Source organism: Rugosimonospora africana (assembly GCF_016862975.1).
Classification (GTDB): Bacteria; Actinomycetota; Actinomycetes; order Mycobacteriales; family Micromonosporaceae; genus Rugosimonospora; species Rugosimonospora africana.
Genome location: NZ_BONZ01000090.1, coordinates 1 through 16,687, shown reverse-complemented (window position 1 = coordinate 16,687; position 16,687 = coordinate 1). Strand labels below are relative to the sequence as shown.

Below are 16,687 nucleotides of genomic sequence, written 5' to 3'. Positions count from 1 at the left end.
TCAGACTCCTCGACTCCTACACTCACGCGGCGCGTAGCGGATTGACGGTGCCCCCGAGCCGGGGGTACCCGCTGGCGTGGAACACCAGCGGTGAAACCAGCGGGTTCGCGTCCAGGTCGTGCACCCGCAACAGCACGATGTCGTGGTCGCCGGCCGGGATCACCTGGTCGATGCTGCAGTCCAGCCAGGCGCTGCAATCCTCGAACAGCACACCACCGCCGGTGAGGATCCGCCACCGCGCGCCGGCGAACCGGTCCACGCCGCGCGCGCTGAGTTGGCGGGACAACCACTCCTGATGTTCGCCGAGCACGCTGACCCCGAGCCGGGTCGCGCGGCGCAGCACCGGCCAGGTGGTCGATGCGCGTGCCAGGCAGACGGAGACCATGGGCGGGTTCAGCGACACCGAGGTGAACGAGTTGGCCGCCAATCCGACCGGTGCCTGATCGACGACAGCGGCGATGGCGGTCACGCCGGTGGGGAACGCGCCGAACACCCGGCGCAGATGTTCCGGTTCGAGGGTCATGCGGGATTCCTCTCGACGGCCAGGGGGAGCGCCCGGCCGCCGGGGATGGCGGCGAGCAGGTCGCGCGTGTACGGGTGGGTGGCGCGCTGGAAGATGTCGGCGGTGGTGCCGACCTCCACCACGCGTCCGGCGCGCATGACCGCGACGCGGTGGGCGATCTGCTGGACCACGGCGAGGTCGTGGGAGATGAACAGGTACGCCACGTCGCTGTCGGCCTGCAGCTGGGCGAGCAGCTCCAGCACCTGCGCCTGCACCGAGACGTCGAGCGCGGACACCGGCTCGTCGCACACCACCAGATCCGGCGACAGGGCCAGGGTGCGGGCGATGGCGACCCGCTGACGCTGACCGCCGGACAGTTCGGCCGGGCGGCGGTGCAGCGTCGAGGCGGGCAGCGCGACCCGGTCGAGCAGCTCTCGGGCTCGATGGCGGCGGCTGGCGCGGTCGCCGTCGCGGAAGGCCCGTAGCGGCTCTGTGATGATTTCGGCGACGGAGAAACGGGGGTCCAGCGAGGCGTACGGGTTCTGATAGATCATCTGCGCGCGGCGGCGCAGGGTGCGCAGTGCCGCGCCCTTCGCGTGCGTCACCTCCGCGCCGTTGAACACGATCGTTCCGGCGGTCGGGGTGGTCAGCCGCAGGATCAGCCGGCCGGTAGTCGACTTCCCTGACCCCGACTCGCCGACCAGGGCGAGAGTCTGGCCGCGATCGATGGACAGGTCCACGCTGTCGACGGCGCGCACCGAGTGCGGGCCGGCCCCGACCCGGGGCAGCGGGAACTCCTTGACCAGACCCGACACCGACACCAGCGGTCGCTCGCCGGCGCTGGCCGGTTCGCGGCGTGGCGCTGCGGTCGCGGTGCCTCGGCGCAGCGCAAGGCTCGGCGCGCTGGCGAGCAGCCGGCGGGTGTACGCGGTGGAGGGATGGCTGAGCAGTTCGGCGGCCGGGCCGGCCTCCACGATGCGACCGCGGGACATCACCGCGATCCGCCCGGCACGGTCCGCCGCCACCGCCAGGTCGTGAGTGACCAGCAACAGTGCGGTGCCCAGCTGCCGGGTCAAGGACTCCAGGTGGTCGAGGATCACGCGTTGCACCGTCACGTCAAGGGAGCTGGTTGGCTCATCGGCGACGATGAGCTTGGGCCGGCCGGCGATCGCGATGGCGATCAGCGCCCGCTGGCGCATGCCGCCGGACAACTCGTGGGGGTACTGCCGGGCTCTGGTCGCCGGTTGGGGCAGCCCGGCCGCGTCCAGCAGATCCACCGCGTCGAGGGCGGCCTTGCGCCGGTCGGCCAGGCCGTGCAGGCGCAGCACCTCGGCCACCTGTTCGCCGACGCGTTTGACGGGATTGAGCGAGACGGTCGGGTCCTGGGGCACGAGTCCGACCTTGACGCCGCGGATCCCGCGCAGCCGCCGTTCGGACAGGCCGGTGAGCTGCTGCCCGGCGAGCCGGATGGTGCCGCCCTCGACCTGCCCATTGGCCGGCAGCAGCCCGACGATCGCGTGCGCCACAGTGCTCTTCCCGGAACCGGACTCGCCGACCAGTGCCACCACCTCACCCCGGTGCACCGTCAGGTCGGCACCGTCCAAGGCGGGCACGAGCCCGGACCGGATGTGGTAGCTGACCCTCAGACCTTCGATGGCCAGCAGCGGCTGGTCGCTCATCGCTGCTTCGCCCACTCGCCGTCCAGGGCCCGGGCGATGCGGTTGGTGGCCAGCACCGTGACGGCCACGGCCAGCCCCGGCAGGGTCGACAGCCACCAGGCGTTGGCGAGGTAGTTGCGGCCGCTGGAGATGAGCGTCCCCCATTCCGGTGCCGGCGGCGCCGCGCCGTAGCCGAGGAAGCTCAACGAGGAGACGGCGAGGATGGCGGTACCGAAGTCGAGCGTCGCCAGTACCATGACCGGGCCGATGGCGTTGGGCAGCACGTGCCGCAGCAGGATCGAGTACCAGCGGCATCCCGACGACCGTGCCGCCTCCACGTACGCCATGGTCCGCACGCGTAGGACGTCGGCGCGCATGATCCGGGCGAAGACGGCGACACTCGCGACGCCGACCGCGACCGCCACCTTGACCGTGCCGTACCCGAGCGCGGTCACCAGCGCCAGCGACAGAAACAGCGCGGGGATGGCCAGTAGCACGTCGACCAGACGCATCAGGCCCTCCTCGACCCACCGTCCCACGAACCCGGCGGTCAGCCCGATCGCACCGCCGACCACGAACGCGACAGCGACCGCGATCAGCGTCGCCTTCAGCGACAGCTCGGCCCCGTAGACCACCCGGGTGAACAGGTCGCGTCCCAGTTCGTCGGTGCCGAACCAGTGGTGCGGACCGGGCGGCGCGAACCGGTCCGCCGGTATCCCCAGCAACGGATCGCGCGCGGTGAACAGGCTGGGCCGGAACGCGGCCAGCACCACCAGGACGACCACGAGCACGGACAGCACCAGTCCTGGACGACGCGAGAAGAACCTCGCCAGTCGGCGCTGGCGGTACCACCGGGCGGCGGGTACGTCGGGTTCGGGCTGGGCCAACGACGGATCGACCGGCTCCACGGTCAGGTCGAGCAGGCTCATGCCGGCGTCCTCCGGTCGGTAGCGACCACGATGCGCGGGTCGAGCAGCGGGTAGATCAGGTCGACGACGAGATTGGCCAGGATGAAGGCGGTGGCGCCGAGCACTACCACGCCCTGGACGACCGGGATGTCCTGAACGGTGACCGCGCCGACGGTGGCGCGGCCGATGCCGTTGCGGGAGAACACCGACTCGACCACCACCGAGCCGGCCAGCAGGTTGCCGACCACCAGACCGAGCATGGTCAGCGCCGGCAGACCCGCGTTGCGCAGTGCGTGTCCGATGTGGACGCGCAGTGGGCCGGCGCCCTTGGCCCGCGCAGTCTGGATGTAGGGTTCGTCCAGCGTGGTGGAGAGGCTCTTGGCCAGCACCTGGGCCAGTTGAGCCCCGGTGGGTACGGCCAGCGTCACGGCCGGCAGTACCAGCCCGCGCAGGCCGTCGTTGCCGAACGCGGGAAACAGGTGCACCCGGAACGACAACAGCTGCACGAGCATCAGGCCGATCCAGAAGGTCGGCAGGGAGACGCCGAGCCCGGGCAGCGACATCAGCAGCTGCCGCAGGAAGCGGTGACGCGGGTAGGTGGCGAGCACCGCGAGGCCGGTACCGAATAGCACGGCCAGTACAGCCGCGGCGGCGGTCAGGGCGAGTGTCTGCGGCAGCGCCTCGGCGATCGTCGCGGTGACCGGGCGGCCGGTGGCCACCGAGTTGCCGAAGTCACCCCGTACCGCTCGGCCCAGATACTCCACGTACTGCAGGATCAGCGGTTTGTCGAAGCCGTACTCCTTCTTCAGCGCGGCGAGTTGGGTCGGGTCAACCGGTGCCTGATCGAGTCCGGCGCCGGCCATCGCGGAGACCGGGTCGCCGGGCAGGGCGTCAAGGATCAGGAACGTCGCGGTGTAGGCGGCCCACAGCACCGCCACCGCCTGCCCCAATCGCCGCAACAGGTAACGCCGCACCCTCCGCTCTCCTTCCTCTCGGCGTACCGGATCTCGTGGTCAGCTCTTCCACGTGTCGTGCAGCTGGATCCGGCTGGATGCCTCGAAGCCGAGGTCGCGCACATCCCTGGCCACGCCGAGTTCGGTGGTCAGTTCCACCACCGGGATCGCGTAGGCGTTCTGCGCGATGAGTTGCTGCGCCTGGGTGACGAGCTGCTGCCGTTTGACGGTGTCGGCCGTGGCGGCCTGATCGTCCAGGACCGCGTCGAGGGTGCTGGCCGGCAGCCGGTAGGTGTTGGCCAGCCGGGTGGAGTACAGCGTGCGCAGGATGTCGGGGTCGGCGCGGGTCAGGTTCCCCCACAGCACATCGAAGTCCCCGGACTGCTGCACCTGGGTGACCTGCGCGATGGGCAGCTCCCGCAGCGTGATCTCGACGCCGACCGCCTTGAGTTGCTGCTGGATCAGCTCGAGGGAGGGCTGGTTGGTGGCCGCGTTGGCGAACCAGTCCACGGTCAGCGTGAGCCGGCTGCCGTCCTTGACCCGGATGCCGTCGTCGCCCGGACGCCAGCCGTCGCCGTCTAGAGCGGACTTCGCCTCGGTCGCGTCGAACCGCACCTGCGCGCTCAGATTGGTGTAGTAGGGCGTGGTGCTGGCCAGGATGCTCGTGGCCGGCTTGCTCGTGGTGGGGAACACCGTGTCGGCGATCTGCCGCCGGTCGATGGCCAGCAGGATCGCCCGGCGTACCGCCGGATCCCGCAGCAGCGGCCGGGAGTTGTTGAGTCCGAGGTTGAAGACCACCCCCGGGTTCGCCCGTGCCTGCAGGTGCACGCCACTGCCCTTCAGCGCGCTCTCGTCGGCCAGGCCGACCGAGCCGATCGCGTCGACCTGCCCGGACTGGAGGCTGCCGCTGCGTACCCCGGACTCGGGTATGACGGTGAACACTACGGTGTCGAGGTACGCCTCGCCGGTCTTCTTCCACAACGACGAGCCCCACTCATACCCGGAGCGCCGTTGCAGGGTGATGGACTGGTTGGCCACGTACTTGCTCAGCACGAACGGGCCGGAGCCGACCACGCCTTCGGCGCACCGCTGATCGGGGGTCTTACGCAGGCTCGACTCGGACACCAGCCCGAGGCTGAACGTCGACGTGGCCTGTAGGAACTGGGCGTTGGGCCGGTGGAACCTGACCGCCGCGGTGAGCTCGTCCACCACCGTGGTACCGGCGTATCCGCTCAGGTATCCGATGGCCAGCGTGGCCTTGGCGCCGAGCTTGAGGGCGGCGTCGAAGTTGTCCTTGACGGCCTGCGCGTTGACCGGGGTGCCGTCGCTGAACGTCACACCGGGGCGCAGGTGGAACGTGAAGGTCGTGGCGTCCGGACTGATGTCCCAGCTGCTCGCGAGCCACGGCACCACCTTCCCGGTGGCCGGGTCCTGGTCGGTCAGGGAGTCGACGATCTGGCGTAGCGAGTAGATGGTGTCGTTGCTGCCGACCTGCTGCGGATCGACGCACCCCGCGTCGGAGCCGACGGCGAAGGTCAGCGTGCCGCCGGACCGGGGCGCGGCAGCGCCGGCAGAGGCCGGGCCGGGGCCGGAGTCGCACGCGGCGAGCAGCAGGAGCGCGGAGGCGGTGACGACCGCCCGCGTCCACATCGCCGGTCGGGTGGGCAGTTGTCGACGGTAAGGTCTGTGGCTCACGGGCGCGATCTCCTGTCGGAAGTCACGGAGAATGACGTCTGATCGGGGCAGCTCGGCTCGGGACCGCGGGTAGGCCGAGCCAGAAGGACGCCGTGTGGCACGGTCTGCCGGTAGTGCGCCACCCATGCGGGCCGGCGCCGTCAACCGTCTACTTTGGAGTGTCTACCGCGGACAGAGGGCGCTGGTGACGCGCTGCAGATCGATGTGGCGCCGGGAGAAGGTCAGCAGCGGGTGTGTCACAGTGCTCCTCCCGCTCGCGTCGAGACTTCCATCGGAACGTGTCCGCACCCAGGCTAGAGCGATCCTCGTGTAACCGTCAATCCCTATGGGGTAGATAGGCAATCTCGGGTGATGAGGTTGCTCTCTCGCCTACGTGAACGCTTGACGTCCAGCCGACCAATCCGATAGGGATTGAATGGTATCCGGCTATCGGAGTACGGTACGCCGGACAGGCGGGTCCCTTACACAGATGCGGAGCCCGGCATGCCCGACCAGTCACCCCCTCTCCACCTCGCCGCCGCGCTGGACGGTGCCGGCTGGCACCCCGCCGCCTGGCGGGAGCCGGACGCCCGGCCGGCCCGGCTGTTGACCGCCGCTTACTGGGCCGACCTGGTGGCCGAGGCCGAGCGCGGCATGCTCGACCTGGTGACCATCGAGGACTCGCTGAGCCTGCAATCCGAGGTCTTCGACGGCCCGGACGGGCGCGTGGACCGGGTACGGGGGCGGCTCGACGCGCTGCTCATCGCCGCCCGGATCGCACCGCTGTCCAGCCACATCGGTCTGCTGCCCATCGCCGTTGTCACGCACACCGAGCCGTTCCACCTGTCCAAGGCGATTGCCACGCTGGACTACGTGTCCGGTGGACGCGCCGGCGTGCAGGTGCGCGTGTCCGGGCGCCGCGACGAGTGGGCGCACTTCGGCCGCCGGGTCCCGCCCGAGATGCACCCGGACAACCTCGACGAGCCGGCGTCGCGGCTGGCCATCACCGACCGGTTCGACGAGGCGGCCGACTACGTCGAAGTGCTGCGGCGGCTGTGGGACAGTTGGGAAGACGACGCGGAGATCCGCGACGCGGCGACCGGCCGGTTCATCGACCGTGACCGGCTGCACTACATCGACTTCACCGGCCGCTGGTTCAGCGTCAGGGGACCGTCGATCACACCACGGCCGCCTCAGGGACAGCCCATTGTCGCGGCCCTGGCACACCGGGCCGAGCCGTACCGGTTGGCCGCTCGCGCCGCCGACATCGCGTTCGTCACGCCGCACAGCGTGGCCGACGCCCGGTGGATCATCGACGAGATCCGGCGGGCGGAGGCCGATGCCGGTCGCGGCGGCGAGCCGGTGCGCGTTGTCGCCGACCTCGTCGTGTTTCTCGACGAGACCACGACCGCAGCGCAGGACCGCAAGGACCGGCTGGACGAGCTGGCCGGGGCCGGCTACGCCAGCGACGCCGCGATTTTCACCGGTACTCCGGCGCAACTGGCCGACCTGATCGGGGACTGGCGGGCCGTGGGCCTGGCTGGTTTCCGGCTACGGCCGGCCGTATTGCCGCACGACCTCGCCCAGATCACCCGTGGGCTGGTGCCGGAACTCCAGCGCCGCGGCGCGTTTCGCTCGGCGTACCACGGTGACACCCTGCGCACTCGCCTCGGCCTGCCGCGCCCGGCCAGCCGGTACGCGAGCGTGTGAAGGAGAGGCATGAGATGAGCAGACCGCTGAAGCAGATCCACCTCGCGGCACACTTCCCGGGCGTCAACAACACCACGGTCTGGAGCGATCCCCGCGCCGGCAGCCACATCGAGTTCGCGTCCTTCGTTCACTTCGCTCGCACCGCGGAGCGGGCGAAGTTCGATTTCCTGTTCCTCGCCGAGGGACTGCGGCTGCGGGAGCAGAACGGGCTCATCTACGACCTGGACGTGGTCGGACGGCCGGACACGTTCACGGTGCTGGCCGCACTCGCCGCGGTCACTGACCGGCTCGGGCTGGCCGGCACCATCAACTCCACCTTCAACGAGCCCTACGAGGTGGCCCGCCAGTTCGCCAGCCTCGACCACCTCTCGGCCGGCCGGTCCGCTTGGAACGTGGTCACCTCCTGGGACGCGTTCACGGGCGAGAACTTCCGGCGCGGCGGGTACCTGCCGCAGCACGAGCGGTACCTGCGGGCACGCAACTTCCTGGAGGCGGCGTGGACGCTGTTCGACTCCTGGCGGGGCGACGAAATCCTGGCGGACAAGGAATCCGGAGCCTTCCTACGCGACCCGTACCCAGGTGCCTTCCGCCACCGCGACGCGCACTTCGACATCGCCGGGCACTTCACCGTGCCGCGCGCCCCGCAAGGCAGGCCGGTCATCTTCCAGGCCGGCGACTCCGAGGAGGGGCGAGAGTTCGCCGCCTCATCGGCCGACGCCATCTTCAGCCGCCACGGGACCCTCGCTGAAGGCAGGACTTTCTACGCCGACGTCAAGCGGCGCCTGCCCGGCTACGGCCGGCGCCCGGAGGATCTGCTGATCCTGCCGGCCGCGACGTTCGTGCTCGGCGACACCGACGAGCAGGCGCGGGAAGTCGCTCACGAGGTGCGGCGCCAGCAGGTCAGCGGGCAGACCGCGATCCGGTTCCTGGAGCAGGTGTGGAACCGGGACCTGTCCGGCTACGACCCGGACGGCCCACTGCCTGACATCGACCCCGACCTCGGTGAACACACGGTCGCCCGGGGCCGGGCCAGTGTACGGATGCACCGCGACCCGCAGGCCACCGCGCGGGAGTGGCGAGAACGAGCCGCCGCCGGCGAGTTGTCGATCCGCGAACTGATCATCGAGATCACCGGCCGGCAGAACTTCGTCGGCTCACCGGCGACCGTGGCGGCGGCCATCAACGACCTCGTCCAGGCCGACGCCAGCGACGGTTTCATCCTGGTACCGCACATCACGCCCGGCGGGCTGGAGGAGTTCGCCGACACGGTGGTGCCGCTGCTGCAGGAGCGCGGCGTGTTCCGCTCCGAGTACCAGGGGACCACGCTGCGCGAGCACCTCGGGCTCGGCCGGCCGCAGCCGCTGCAGCGTGAGCTACAGGGGGCGTCATGAGATTTCTGCTCATCACGCTGATCGTGCACGCACCCGATCCGGGTCACCGGCGCTCAAAAGTCCACCGCGGACCGGTTCCGGGAGGTGCTCGATAACGCGGTGCTGGCCGAGGAGCTGGGATTCGACGGGTTCGGCGTGGGGGAGCGGCATGAGCGGCCCTTCATCTCCTCCTCGCCGCCCGTTGTGCTCAGTCACATCGCCGCGCTGACGCACAGGATCCGGCTGTTCACCGCGGTCACCACACTGAGCCTGCTCGATCCGGTCCGGGCTTATGAGGACTACGCCACCCTCGACCACCTCTCCGGCGGCCGGCTGGAACTCATCATCGGCAAGGGCAACGGGGCCGGCCAGCGTGAGCTGTTCCACGTCACACCGGCGGACCAGTGGCAGCGCAACGCGGAGAGCTACGAGATCTTCCGGGAGATCTGGCGCAGCGAGCGGATCACGGCCACGCCGCGTTTCCGCCCGCCGCTGGCCGACGCCGAGGTGTGGCCGCGCCCGCTGCAGCAGCCGATCCGGGTCTGGCACGGCAGCGCCACCAGCAAGGAATCCGTCGACCTCGCGGCCCGCCACGGCGACCCGCTGTTCTCGGCCAACGTCACCAACCCGATCGAGCCCTACGCCGAACTCGTCCGCTACTACCGCAGGCGGTGGACGGACTACGGACACGACCCGGCCGCGATCGCGGTCGGCGCCGGTAGCGCCGGCTACTACGCCGCGCGCCGTTCCCAGGACGCCATCGAGGCGTACCGGCCGGTGTTCGCCGGACAGCTCGCCTTCCAGCGGCGGCTCGGCGTGACGCCGGTGTTTCCCACCCTGGAGGATTTCGTCGCGCGCAGCTCCGCACTGATCGGCAGCCCGCAGCAGATCATCGACAAGGTGCACCGCTACCACGACCAGTTCGGGCACAGCGTGCTGCACCTGCACGCCGACGCCGGAGGTCTCACCGACGCCCAGCACCGCGAGTCGCTGGAGCTGTTCCAGTCCGACATCGCACCGTCGCTGCGTCGCGACATCCCGGATCCGCCCTGGGACTGGGCGGCCGTGGTCGCCAACCGATCTGGGTCGTCGCCCGGCGCCCCTCGCGCCGAGCCGGACCGGCCAGAGCAGCCGGCCCCGGCCAGATAGGAGCCATCATGGTGACCACGCCGCTGGCCGTGCTGGACCTCGTACCCATCTCCTCGGGCTCCACCGCCGCAGCGGCGCTGCGCAACAGTACCGACCTCGCCCGGCGGGCCGAGGTGTTCGGCTACACCCGGTACTGGTTCGCCGAACACCATCTCAACCCGGGGGTGGCCGGCACGTCACCGGCGGTACTGCTGGCGCTGACCGCGGCCGCGACGTCGAGCATCCGGCTCGGTTCGGGCGCGTTGCAGATGGGCCACCGCACGGCGCTGTCCGCCGTGGAGGAGTTCGGGCTGATCGACGCGCTGCACCCGGGCAGGCTCGACCTCGGGCTGGGGCGCTCCGGCGGGAAACCACCGGGGGACCGGCAGCCGGCGCTGGTCGGCGGCGAAGCTGTGGTGGACGGCCGGTCGACGAACGGACTGCGGATCCCTCCGCGTTTCTCCTTCGGCCACCTGCTCGACTCGCCCCGCTTCGCTATGCAGAGACGACTGCTGATGCCGCCGCAGTCGCAGCCGCAGAACTACGCCGAGCAGGTCGCCGACGTGCTGGCCCTGCTCGCCGGTACCTACCGGTCGGTGGAGGGCGAACAAGCGCACGCTGTACCGGGAGAGGGCGGCCGGATCCAGGTGTGGATCCTGGGCAGCAGCGGCGGGGAGAGCGCCGAGGTGGCCGGCGCCAACGGATTGCGGTTCGCGGCCAACTACCACGTGAGCCCGGCGACCGTGCTGGAGGCGACCGCCGGGTACCGGGCCGCGTTCCGGCCGTCGCCGGAGCTGGACCGGCCCTACGTGAGCGTCTCGGCGGACGTCGTGGTCGCCGAGACGGAGACCGCCGCGCGAGAGCTGGCCGCCGGGTACGGGCCGTGGGTGCGCAGCATCCGCACCGGAGAGGGCGCCATCGCGTTCCCGACCCCGGCACAGGCACGCGCGCTTGCCTGGACCGATGCCGACCGGGCGCTGGTCGCCGATCGGGTGGAGACCCAGTTTGTGGGTACCGCGGCGCAGGTCGCCGACCAGCTGGAGCTGTTGCGCGACGCGGCCGGCGCGGACGAGCTGATCCTGACCACGATCACGCACGACCACGCGGACCGGGTCCGTTCCTACGAACTGATCGCGAAGGAGTGGCGGAGGCGGGGGTTCCTGCCGTCCCCGACGGATGAGGAGGCACGCGATGGGGCGCACGAGCACGGTGGTGGTGGGCGGAGGCTGTAGCGGGGTCCTGGCGGCGGTGCAACTGCTGCGCCACGGCACCGGCCGGGTGACGATGGTGGAACCCGACACGACTCTCGGCGCGGGGGTGGCCTACCGCACGCCGGTGGCCGCGCACGTGCTCAATTCCAGGGCCGCCACAATGAGCGGCGATCCCGAGGATCCGGACGACTTCCTGGCCTGGACGCGCCGGCGGGGAATCCCGCTGCGCGCGGCCGGATTCGCTGTCCGCCGTGACTACGGCCGCTACCTGCATGACCTGCTGGACGCCGCGGCGGTCGACAACCCCGGCCGGTTCACCCACGTGCGTGCCCGGGTCACCGGGCTGGGCTTGGGCGCAGGCATTCAGATCCTCACCGACGGGGGTACCGCACTGCGGGCCGACCGGGTGGTGCTCGCGATCGGGCACACGTCACCGAGCCAGCCGCACCAGCTTTCTGACTCCGCGGCGGGCCACCCCGGCTACGTGCCGGATCCGTGGCGGCCGGGAGCGCTCGACGCCATCCCGCTCGAGCGGCCCGTCCTGCTGCTGGGTACGGGCCTGACCGCCGTGGACGTGGCCCTGGCACTGCAGATCCGGGGCATGCGCGCGCCAATCCACGCGATCTCCCGGCACGGACTGCTGCCGCTGGTACACACCGCCGAGCCCACCACAGCGCCGATCGGCCTGCCGCCGACCGCCGACTCCCTCGCGGCGGTCATCCGCCAACTCCGTCAGACCGCCCGCCGCGCCGCGGACTGGCGCGACATCGTCGACGGCACCCGTCCAACCGTCAACGCGTTGTGGGCCGGGCTCAGCCTGGAGGATCGTCGCCGTTTCCTGCGCCATGCCTGCCGGTACTGGGAGATTCACCGGCACCGGATGGCACCCTCGGTCGCGGTCGTGGTCCGGGGCATGCTGGCTGACGGCGCCCTGCGGGTACAGGCCGCGACCCTGTCCACCGTGACGGCCGAGGCCGAGCAGTTGCTCGTCGAGGCTCGGTCGGGCACCCGCTGGCGGGTCGGCACCGTCGTCAACTGCACCGGGCGGGGCAGCGCCGCACGGTCGGCACTGGGCCGCCGGCTCCTGGCTGACGGGCTGGCCCGGCCCGACCCGCTCGGTGTGGGCGTCGATGTCGATGCCGACGGCCGTCTCGTGTCCGCTGCCGGGCGCGGCCACGACCGGATCCTGGTGATCGGGGCGCTGCGGCGCGGTCAGTGGTGGGAGACGGACGCCGTACCCGAGATCCGGGCGCAAGCCCGCGGGCTGCTGCGCGTCGCGGCCCCGCATCCGCGCATCGCAGCCTGAGCCGCGGGGCGGTCCCTGACGCGCTACCAGGATGCGGTGACCTCCTCGGTGCGCAGCTCGTGGGCGCCATCGGCGCGGGTCATCTCGTAGTACAGCCGGTACCGGTCGCCACCCAACGGGAGCGCGTCCAGGTACCGCAGACCGCCCGGTGGATGGGGTGAGGTCAGCGGCTGATCGGAGCCGGCGACCAGCGGCGAGAACAGGTCGTCCAATCCTCGGCTGCCGAATGCCCAGCCGGTGCGCTCCTCCCAGTTTTCGCCGGCGGTGGCCCGCCCGTCGTATGCGGCCACCAGCCGGTCGCCACCGGTCAGAACGGTGCTGATCCGCACGCCGCGCGCGTCCCAGTGCCCGGCTCGTCCGGCCAGTACCTCGCCCACCCAGGTCCATTCGACGCCGTCCGGACTGGTCGCATACCAGGTGCTCATCCGGTCGGCGTGCTCGTCAGACTCCAGCGGATGGACGGAGGCCCACAGGTGCCACCGGCCGGCGTCGTAGCGCACCACCGGATCTTTGACGCCGAACCGGTCGTCACCCGGCAGCACGGTGCGGGCCGGCGCGTGCGCGAGGGCGGCCGGCTCGTCGGCCTCCAGCAGATCGACCCGCCAGTGTTTGGAACCCGGCGTCGCGACACTGACATAGAGTCGCCACCGGCCCTGCGGCGTGACTACCAGAGCCGGCCGTTCCAGAGAGGCCGCGCCGAAGCGATCCTTGCCGACCTCGGCGACGGCACGGAAGGCGACCCCGTCAGTGGACCGGGCGACGACATTGGCGTAACCGCGGCCGTGGCCGATCGGACGACGCAGGCGGTAGGCGAGAAAGAACTGACCGTCCACGCACACCGCGCTGGGCGCCCCGGCCCACGCGCCGGAACCGCCGTCGGGTGGCGCGACGACCAGGTCGGGCCCGAGCATCCGGGGAACCGGCAGGGCATCCAGCGTGACGGTCACCTCGCCACACCTCCTAATCTCTACGCATCCGATGGAATATCGGGGCTTATGGTAGCGGCCGGTCATCCGGGCCGCGTGCCGTTACCGCGGGTTGCGGCGTGCCGTTGCCGGACGCGCGGGTCAGGTTACGAACTCCGTTAACGCGCCGGCGTGCGCACGAGCCCGCACAGGTCGGCGACAGCGGTGCTGCCGGCCCGAGCCCGCACCACCCATCCAGTCGAGCGGTTCGGCAACAGAGTTTTAACATTAAATCCAATGCGGTCCGTTGCCTTTGAGTGCCTTCGACTGCGAGATTACTTTGGCACGCAAGGTTTTCACGTCTACGCGGTGCCGGGCGCACCACGCGGCGTGCCTCTGAACGCGGTGCGCGGCACCCCGCCGACGCGATGTTCATCGTGGCGCGGCGCCACTTCCGGCGTTCCAACGACACACGCAGGACAGCGGAGACCCATCCCCATCTCCGCGACGACAACGGCGCCGCTCAGGCGGATCGTGAAAGGCGATGTCGGCAGATGACCAGCAGCGAGAATTCAGGACTGTCCCGTCGAACGCTTCTCCGCACCACGGCAGCGGCTGGTGCCGCGGCAGCCGCGACCACGGTGATCCACCCGGGCGCCGCCCTGGCGACGCCCCCGGTACCCCCGACCCAGCCCGACCAGAGCCAGCCTCCCGTACCGGCGAAGAAGAAGGGATCGATCCCGACCCCGGCGCAGTACTTCGGAACACCGATCGGGACCGACGGCTTCCTGGCCACGTGGGACAAGATGGTGCCGTACTTCCAGCTGATCGGAGCCCGCAGCGACCGCGTCCGGTACGAGGAGATCGGCAAGACCACCCTGGGCTATCCGTATGTCCTGCTGACCATCAGCTCGCCGAAGAACCTGGCCAACCTCGACAAGCTCGTCGCCACGAACACCAGGCTGGCCGACCCGCGTGGCCTGTCGGAGGCCGAGGCGAAGAAGCTGGCCACCGAGGGCAAGCCGTTCTACTACGTGCAGGCCGGCATCCACTCCACCGAGGTCGGAAACTCCCAGGCCGCCATCGAGTGGGCCTATCGGCTGGCCACAGAGCAGTCTGACTACATCGAGAAGATTCTGGACAACCTCGTCATCCTCCTTCAGCCGTGCCAGAACCCGGACGGCATCGTGCTGGTCAACGACTACTTCGCCGCCACCGCTGGCACCAAGTACTCGCGCACCTACCCGGACCTGTACAACAAGTACAACGGCCACGACGACAACCGTGACTGGATCATGCTGACCCAGATCGAGAGCAAGTACAACGTCTCGATCCTGAACAAGTACCGGCCCCAGGTCTTCCAGGACTCGCACGGCGCCAGCACCGGCTCTCCCCGCCTGTTCACGCCGCCGTACCTGTCGCCGTATGACCCCAACATTGACACAATCCTGGTCCAGGAGACGGACACCGTCGGGCTGGCGATGCAGCGAGGCATGACCGCCGCCGGCATGAAGGGCAACGGCTGGGGCGCCGAGTACGACTACTGGTCCCCGTCCCGGCAGTACTGCGTGTACCACGGCTCGGCGCGCATCCTGACCGAGGCCGCCGCCGCGGCAAACCTCGCCTACCCACAGGTGAGCACCAAGCTGCTCGGGCAGCAGACGGTGGACATCAACTTCATCGAGCCCTATGACTCGAACACCTGGACGCTGCGCAACATCATCGACTGGGTCTCCCAAGCCTTCTACTCCGGCCTGGAGGCGGTCGCCTACGACACCTACAACTGGCTCTACAACTCCTACCGCGTCGGTCTCAAGGCGGTCACCCGCACCAGCCCGTTCGCCTTCGTCATCCCCTCCGGCCAGCGCGACCCGCAGGCGGTCCTTGACGCGTTGGAAATCTTCCACCTAGCCGCGGTAGAGATTCACCAGGCCCAGGCCGCCTTCACCGCGGGCGGCAAGCAGTATCCAGCGGGCTCATACGTCATCTACACGCAGCAGCCCTACGCCGGATTCGCCAAGACGCTGCTGGAAGTGCAGAACTACCCGCAACTACTGCAGTACCCCGGCGGCCCGCCGCAGCGGCCCTACGACACCACCGCGCAGACGCTGCCGATGCTGCTCGGCTTCGAGGCCGACACCATCACCGCATCCTTCTCGGCCAACACCAAGCTGCTCAGTTCGATCAAACCTCCGGCGGTCGCGATGCCGGTCACACCGCCGAGCACCGGAGCGTACGCCATCGGCCCGGAGTCCTACGGCGTCTTCCGGATCGTCGCCGCGCTGCAGAAGCAGAACATCCCCACGTTCCGCGCCGCCGCCCAGTTCACCGACGGCGGACGGACGTTCCCGGCCGGCACCCTCCTCGTCCCGCCGTCCTCCGCGGTCCGGCAACTGCTGACATCCCAATCGAAGGACACCGGGATCCCGGTCGCGACCCTCGGCTCCGTGCCGAGCGTGCCCGGCATCCAACTGAAGCCGGGTACGAGGATCGGGCTGGTCAAACCGCCGGACAACATGCCCTCGGGCTGGCTGATGTGGGTGTTCGACCAGTACGGCGTGAACTACTCCGTCGTCGTGGCCAGCGACTACGCCGACCTGGCTGGCAAGTACGACGCGATCATCCTGCCGGAGGGGGTCAGTCGCAACAGCATCGTCAACGGCCTCAGCGCGACCAACTACCCGCCCGACTGGGCCTGGGCGTTCGGCGTCGGCACCACCGGCTGGAACCAGCTGCACGACTTCGTCACGAGCGGCGGAACGCTGGTCACCTACGGCAGCGGGACCGCCACCGCCCAGACGCTTCTCGGCCTACCCATCACCTCGACGCTGCCCACCGGATCGTCCTCGGACTTCTACTGCCCGGGATCGCTGCTGAGCCAGGAATTCGACCCGAACAACCCGGCCGCCTGGGGCGTGCCCGCGAACAACCCGGTGTGGTTCGTGTCGGACGACGCGTACAGGTTGACCTCCACCACCACGTACCCAGTGGAGGTGGTGGCCAAGTACCCGGACAGCGGTGACCAGTTGCAGAGTGGCTGGCTGATCGGCGGCCAGTACCTCAACGGCGCCGTCAACGGCCTGTCCTGGACGGTCGGCAAGGGCTACGTGGTGACGTTCGGCAGCGAGATCGGGTTCCGCACCTGGAACCGCTCCGAGCAAAGGGTGCTGTTCAACGCCGCGTACTACGGGCCGTCGACCAAGCTCACCGCCGATCAGTTCCAGCGCTTGGGCAAGTAGGACCCCGCGTTGGGGGCGGATCGTTCCGTCCCCACCGCGCCGGACCCAGCCGCTATGTGAAGAGGGAGCCATCGCGATGACCGGACTACAGGACGTCGACGCCGCCGCCGTCCCAGCGACGGC

The 16,687-nt window shown here is 70.1% G+C and carries 13 protein-coding genes; 6 read left to right on the top strand and 7 right to left on the bottom strand.

Features of this window, described 5'->3' with window-relative positions:
- Positions 1-22: 22 nt before the first annotated feature.
- The 6 genes from Raf01_RS41355 to Raf01_RS51050 form a co-directional block, all read right to left on the bottom strand.
- Positions 23-523 (bottom strand): flavin reductase family protein, encoded by a 501-nt coding sequence (locus Raf01_RS41355; protein WP_203923599.1) that lies wholly within the window; start codon positions 521-523, stop codon positions 23-25.
- Positions 520-2,181: a dipeptide ABC transporter ATP-binding protein gene (locus tag Raf01_RS41350; protein ID WP_203923598.1), complete on the bottom strand. Its 1,662-nt coding sequence runs from the start codon at positions 2,179-2,181 to the stop codon at positions 520-522. Before Raf01_RS41350 ends, Raf01_RS41355 begins: the two co-directional genes overlap by 4 nt.
- Positions 2,178-3,089, bottom strand: coding sequence for an ABC transporter permease (locus Raf01_RS41345; protein WP_203923597.1), 912 nt, complete (start codon positions 3,087-3,089; stop codon positions 2,178-2,180). Before Raf01_RS41345 ends, Raf01_RS41350 begins: the two co-directional genes overlap by 4 nt.
- On the bottom strand, positions 3,086-4,042 hold the full coding sequence (locus Raf01_RS41340; protein WP_203923596.1) for an ABC transporter permease: 957 nt from the start codon (positions 4,040-4,042) through the stop codon (positions 3,086-3,088). Before Raf01_RS41340 ends, Raf01_RS41345 begins: the two co-directional genes overlap by 4 nt.
- 39 nt (positions 4,043-4,081) lie before the next feature.
- On the bottom strand, positions 4,082-5,716 hold the full coding sequence (locus tag Raf01_RS41335) for an ABC transporter substrate-binding protein (RefSeq protein WP_239134364.1): 1,635 nt from the start codon (positions 5,714-5,716) through the stop codon (positions 4,082-4,084).
- A 162-nt stretch (positions 5,717-5,878) separates the two neighbouring features.
- Positions 5,879-5,956 (bottom strand): putative leader peptide, encoded by a 78-nt coding sequence (locus Raf01_RS51050; protein ID WP_373319741.1) that lies wholly within the window; start codon positions 5,954-5,956, stop codon positions 5,879-5,881.
- A 243-nt stretch (positions 5,957-6,199) separates the two neighbouring features.
- Here Raf01_RS51050 and Raf01_RS41330 point away from each other — a divergent pair, with 243 nt between their 5' ends.
- The 5 genes from Raf01_RS41330 (at position 6,200) to Raf01_RS41310 (ending at position 12,420) form a co-directional block, all read left to right on the top strand.
- Positions 6,200-7,405 (top strand): LLM class flavin-dependent oxidoreductase, encoded by a 1,206-nt coding sequence (locus tag Raf01_RS41330; protein WP_203923595.1) that lies wholly within the window; start codon positions 6,200-6,202, stop codon positions 7,403-7,405.
- 14 nt (positions 7,406-7,419) lie between these two features.
- Positions 7,420-8,796, top strand: a complete 1,377-nt coding sequence (locus Raf01_RS41325; RefSeq protein WP_203923594.1) for an NtaA/DmoA family FMN-dependent monooxygenase — start codon at positions 7,420-7,422, stop codon at positions 8,794-8,796.
- Between the two features lie 84 nt (positions 8,797-8,880).
- Complete coding sequence (locus Raf01_RS41320; RefSeq protein ID WP_239134363.1) at positions 8,881-9,924, top strand: LLM class flavin-dependent oxidoreductase; 1,044 nt, start codon at positions 8,881-8,883, stop codon at positions 9,922-9,924.
- An 8-nt stretch (positions 9,925-9,932) separates the two neighbouring features.
- The gene (locus Raf01_RS41315; protein ID WP_239134362.1) at positions 9,933-11,135 is read left to right on the top strand and encodes an LLM class flavin-dependent oxidoreductase; all 1,203 of its coding nucleotides are present in this window, start codon (positions 9,933-9,935) and stop codon (positions 11,133-11,135) included.
- Positions 11,095-12,420 (top strand): FAD/NAD(P)-binding protein, encoded by a 1,326-nt coding sequence (locus Raf01_RS41310; protein WP_203923593.1) that lies wholly within the window; start codon positions 11,095-11,097, stop codon positions 12,418-12,420. Before Raf01_RS41315 ends, Raf01_RS41310 begins: the two co-directional genes overlap by 41 nt.
- Before the next feature lie 23 nt (positions 12,421-12,443).
- Here Raf01_RS41310 and Raf01_RS41305 read toward each other — a convergent pair whose 3' ends face one another.
- Complete coding sequence (locus Raf01_RS41305; RefSeq protein ID WP_239134361.1) at positions 12,444-13,367, bottom strand: glycoside hydrolase family protein; 924 nt, start codon at positions 13,365-13,367, stop codon at positions 12,444-12,446.
- A gap of 512 nt (positions 13,368-13,879) precedes the next feature.
- On the opposite strand from Raf01_RS41305, the gene Raf01_RS41300 reads away from it, so the two are divergent.
- Positions 13,880-16,564, top strand: a complete 2,685-nt coding sequence (locus tag Raf01_RS41300; protein WP_203923592.1) for a M14 family zinc carboxypeptidase — start codon at positions 13,880-13,882, stop codon at positions 16,562-16,564.
- Positions 16,565-16,687: the final 123 nt, after the last annotated feature.

Coding starts and splice junctions, on each gene's coding strand:
- Raf01_RS41325 (WP_203923594.1), top strand. CDS start 7,420: ATGAGCAGACCGCTGAAGCAGATCCACCTCGCGGCACACTTCCCGGGC.
- Raf01_RS41350 (WP_203923598.1), bottom strand. CDS start 2,181: ATGAGCGACCAGCCGCTGCTGGCCATCGAAGGTCTGAGGGTCAGCTAC.
- Raf01_RS41310 (WP_203923593.1), top strand. CDS start 11,095: ATGGGGCGCACGAGCACGGTGGTGGTGGGCGGAGGCTGTAGCGGGGTC.
- Raf01_RS41315 (WP_239134362.1), top strand. CDS start 9,933: ATGGTGACCACGCCGCTGGCCGTGCTGGACCTCGTACCCATCTCCTCG.
- Raf01_RS41355 (WP_203923599.1), bottom strand. CDS start 523: ATGACCCTCGAACCGGAACATCTGCGCCGGGTGTTCGGCGCGTTCCCC.
- Raf01_RS41300 (WP_203923592.1), top strand. CDS start 13,880: ATGACCAGCAGCGAGAATTCAGGACTGTCCCGTCGAACGCTTCTCCGC.
- Raf01_RS41330 (WP_203923595.1), top strand. CDS start 6,200: ATGCCCGACCAGTCACCCCCTCTCCACCTCGCCGCCGCGCTGGACGGT.
- Raf01_RS41345 (WP_203923597.1), bottom strand. CDS start 3,089: ATGAGCCTGCTCGACCTGACCGTGGAGCCGGTCGATCCGTCGTTGGCC.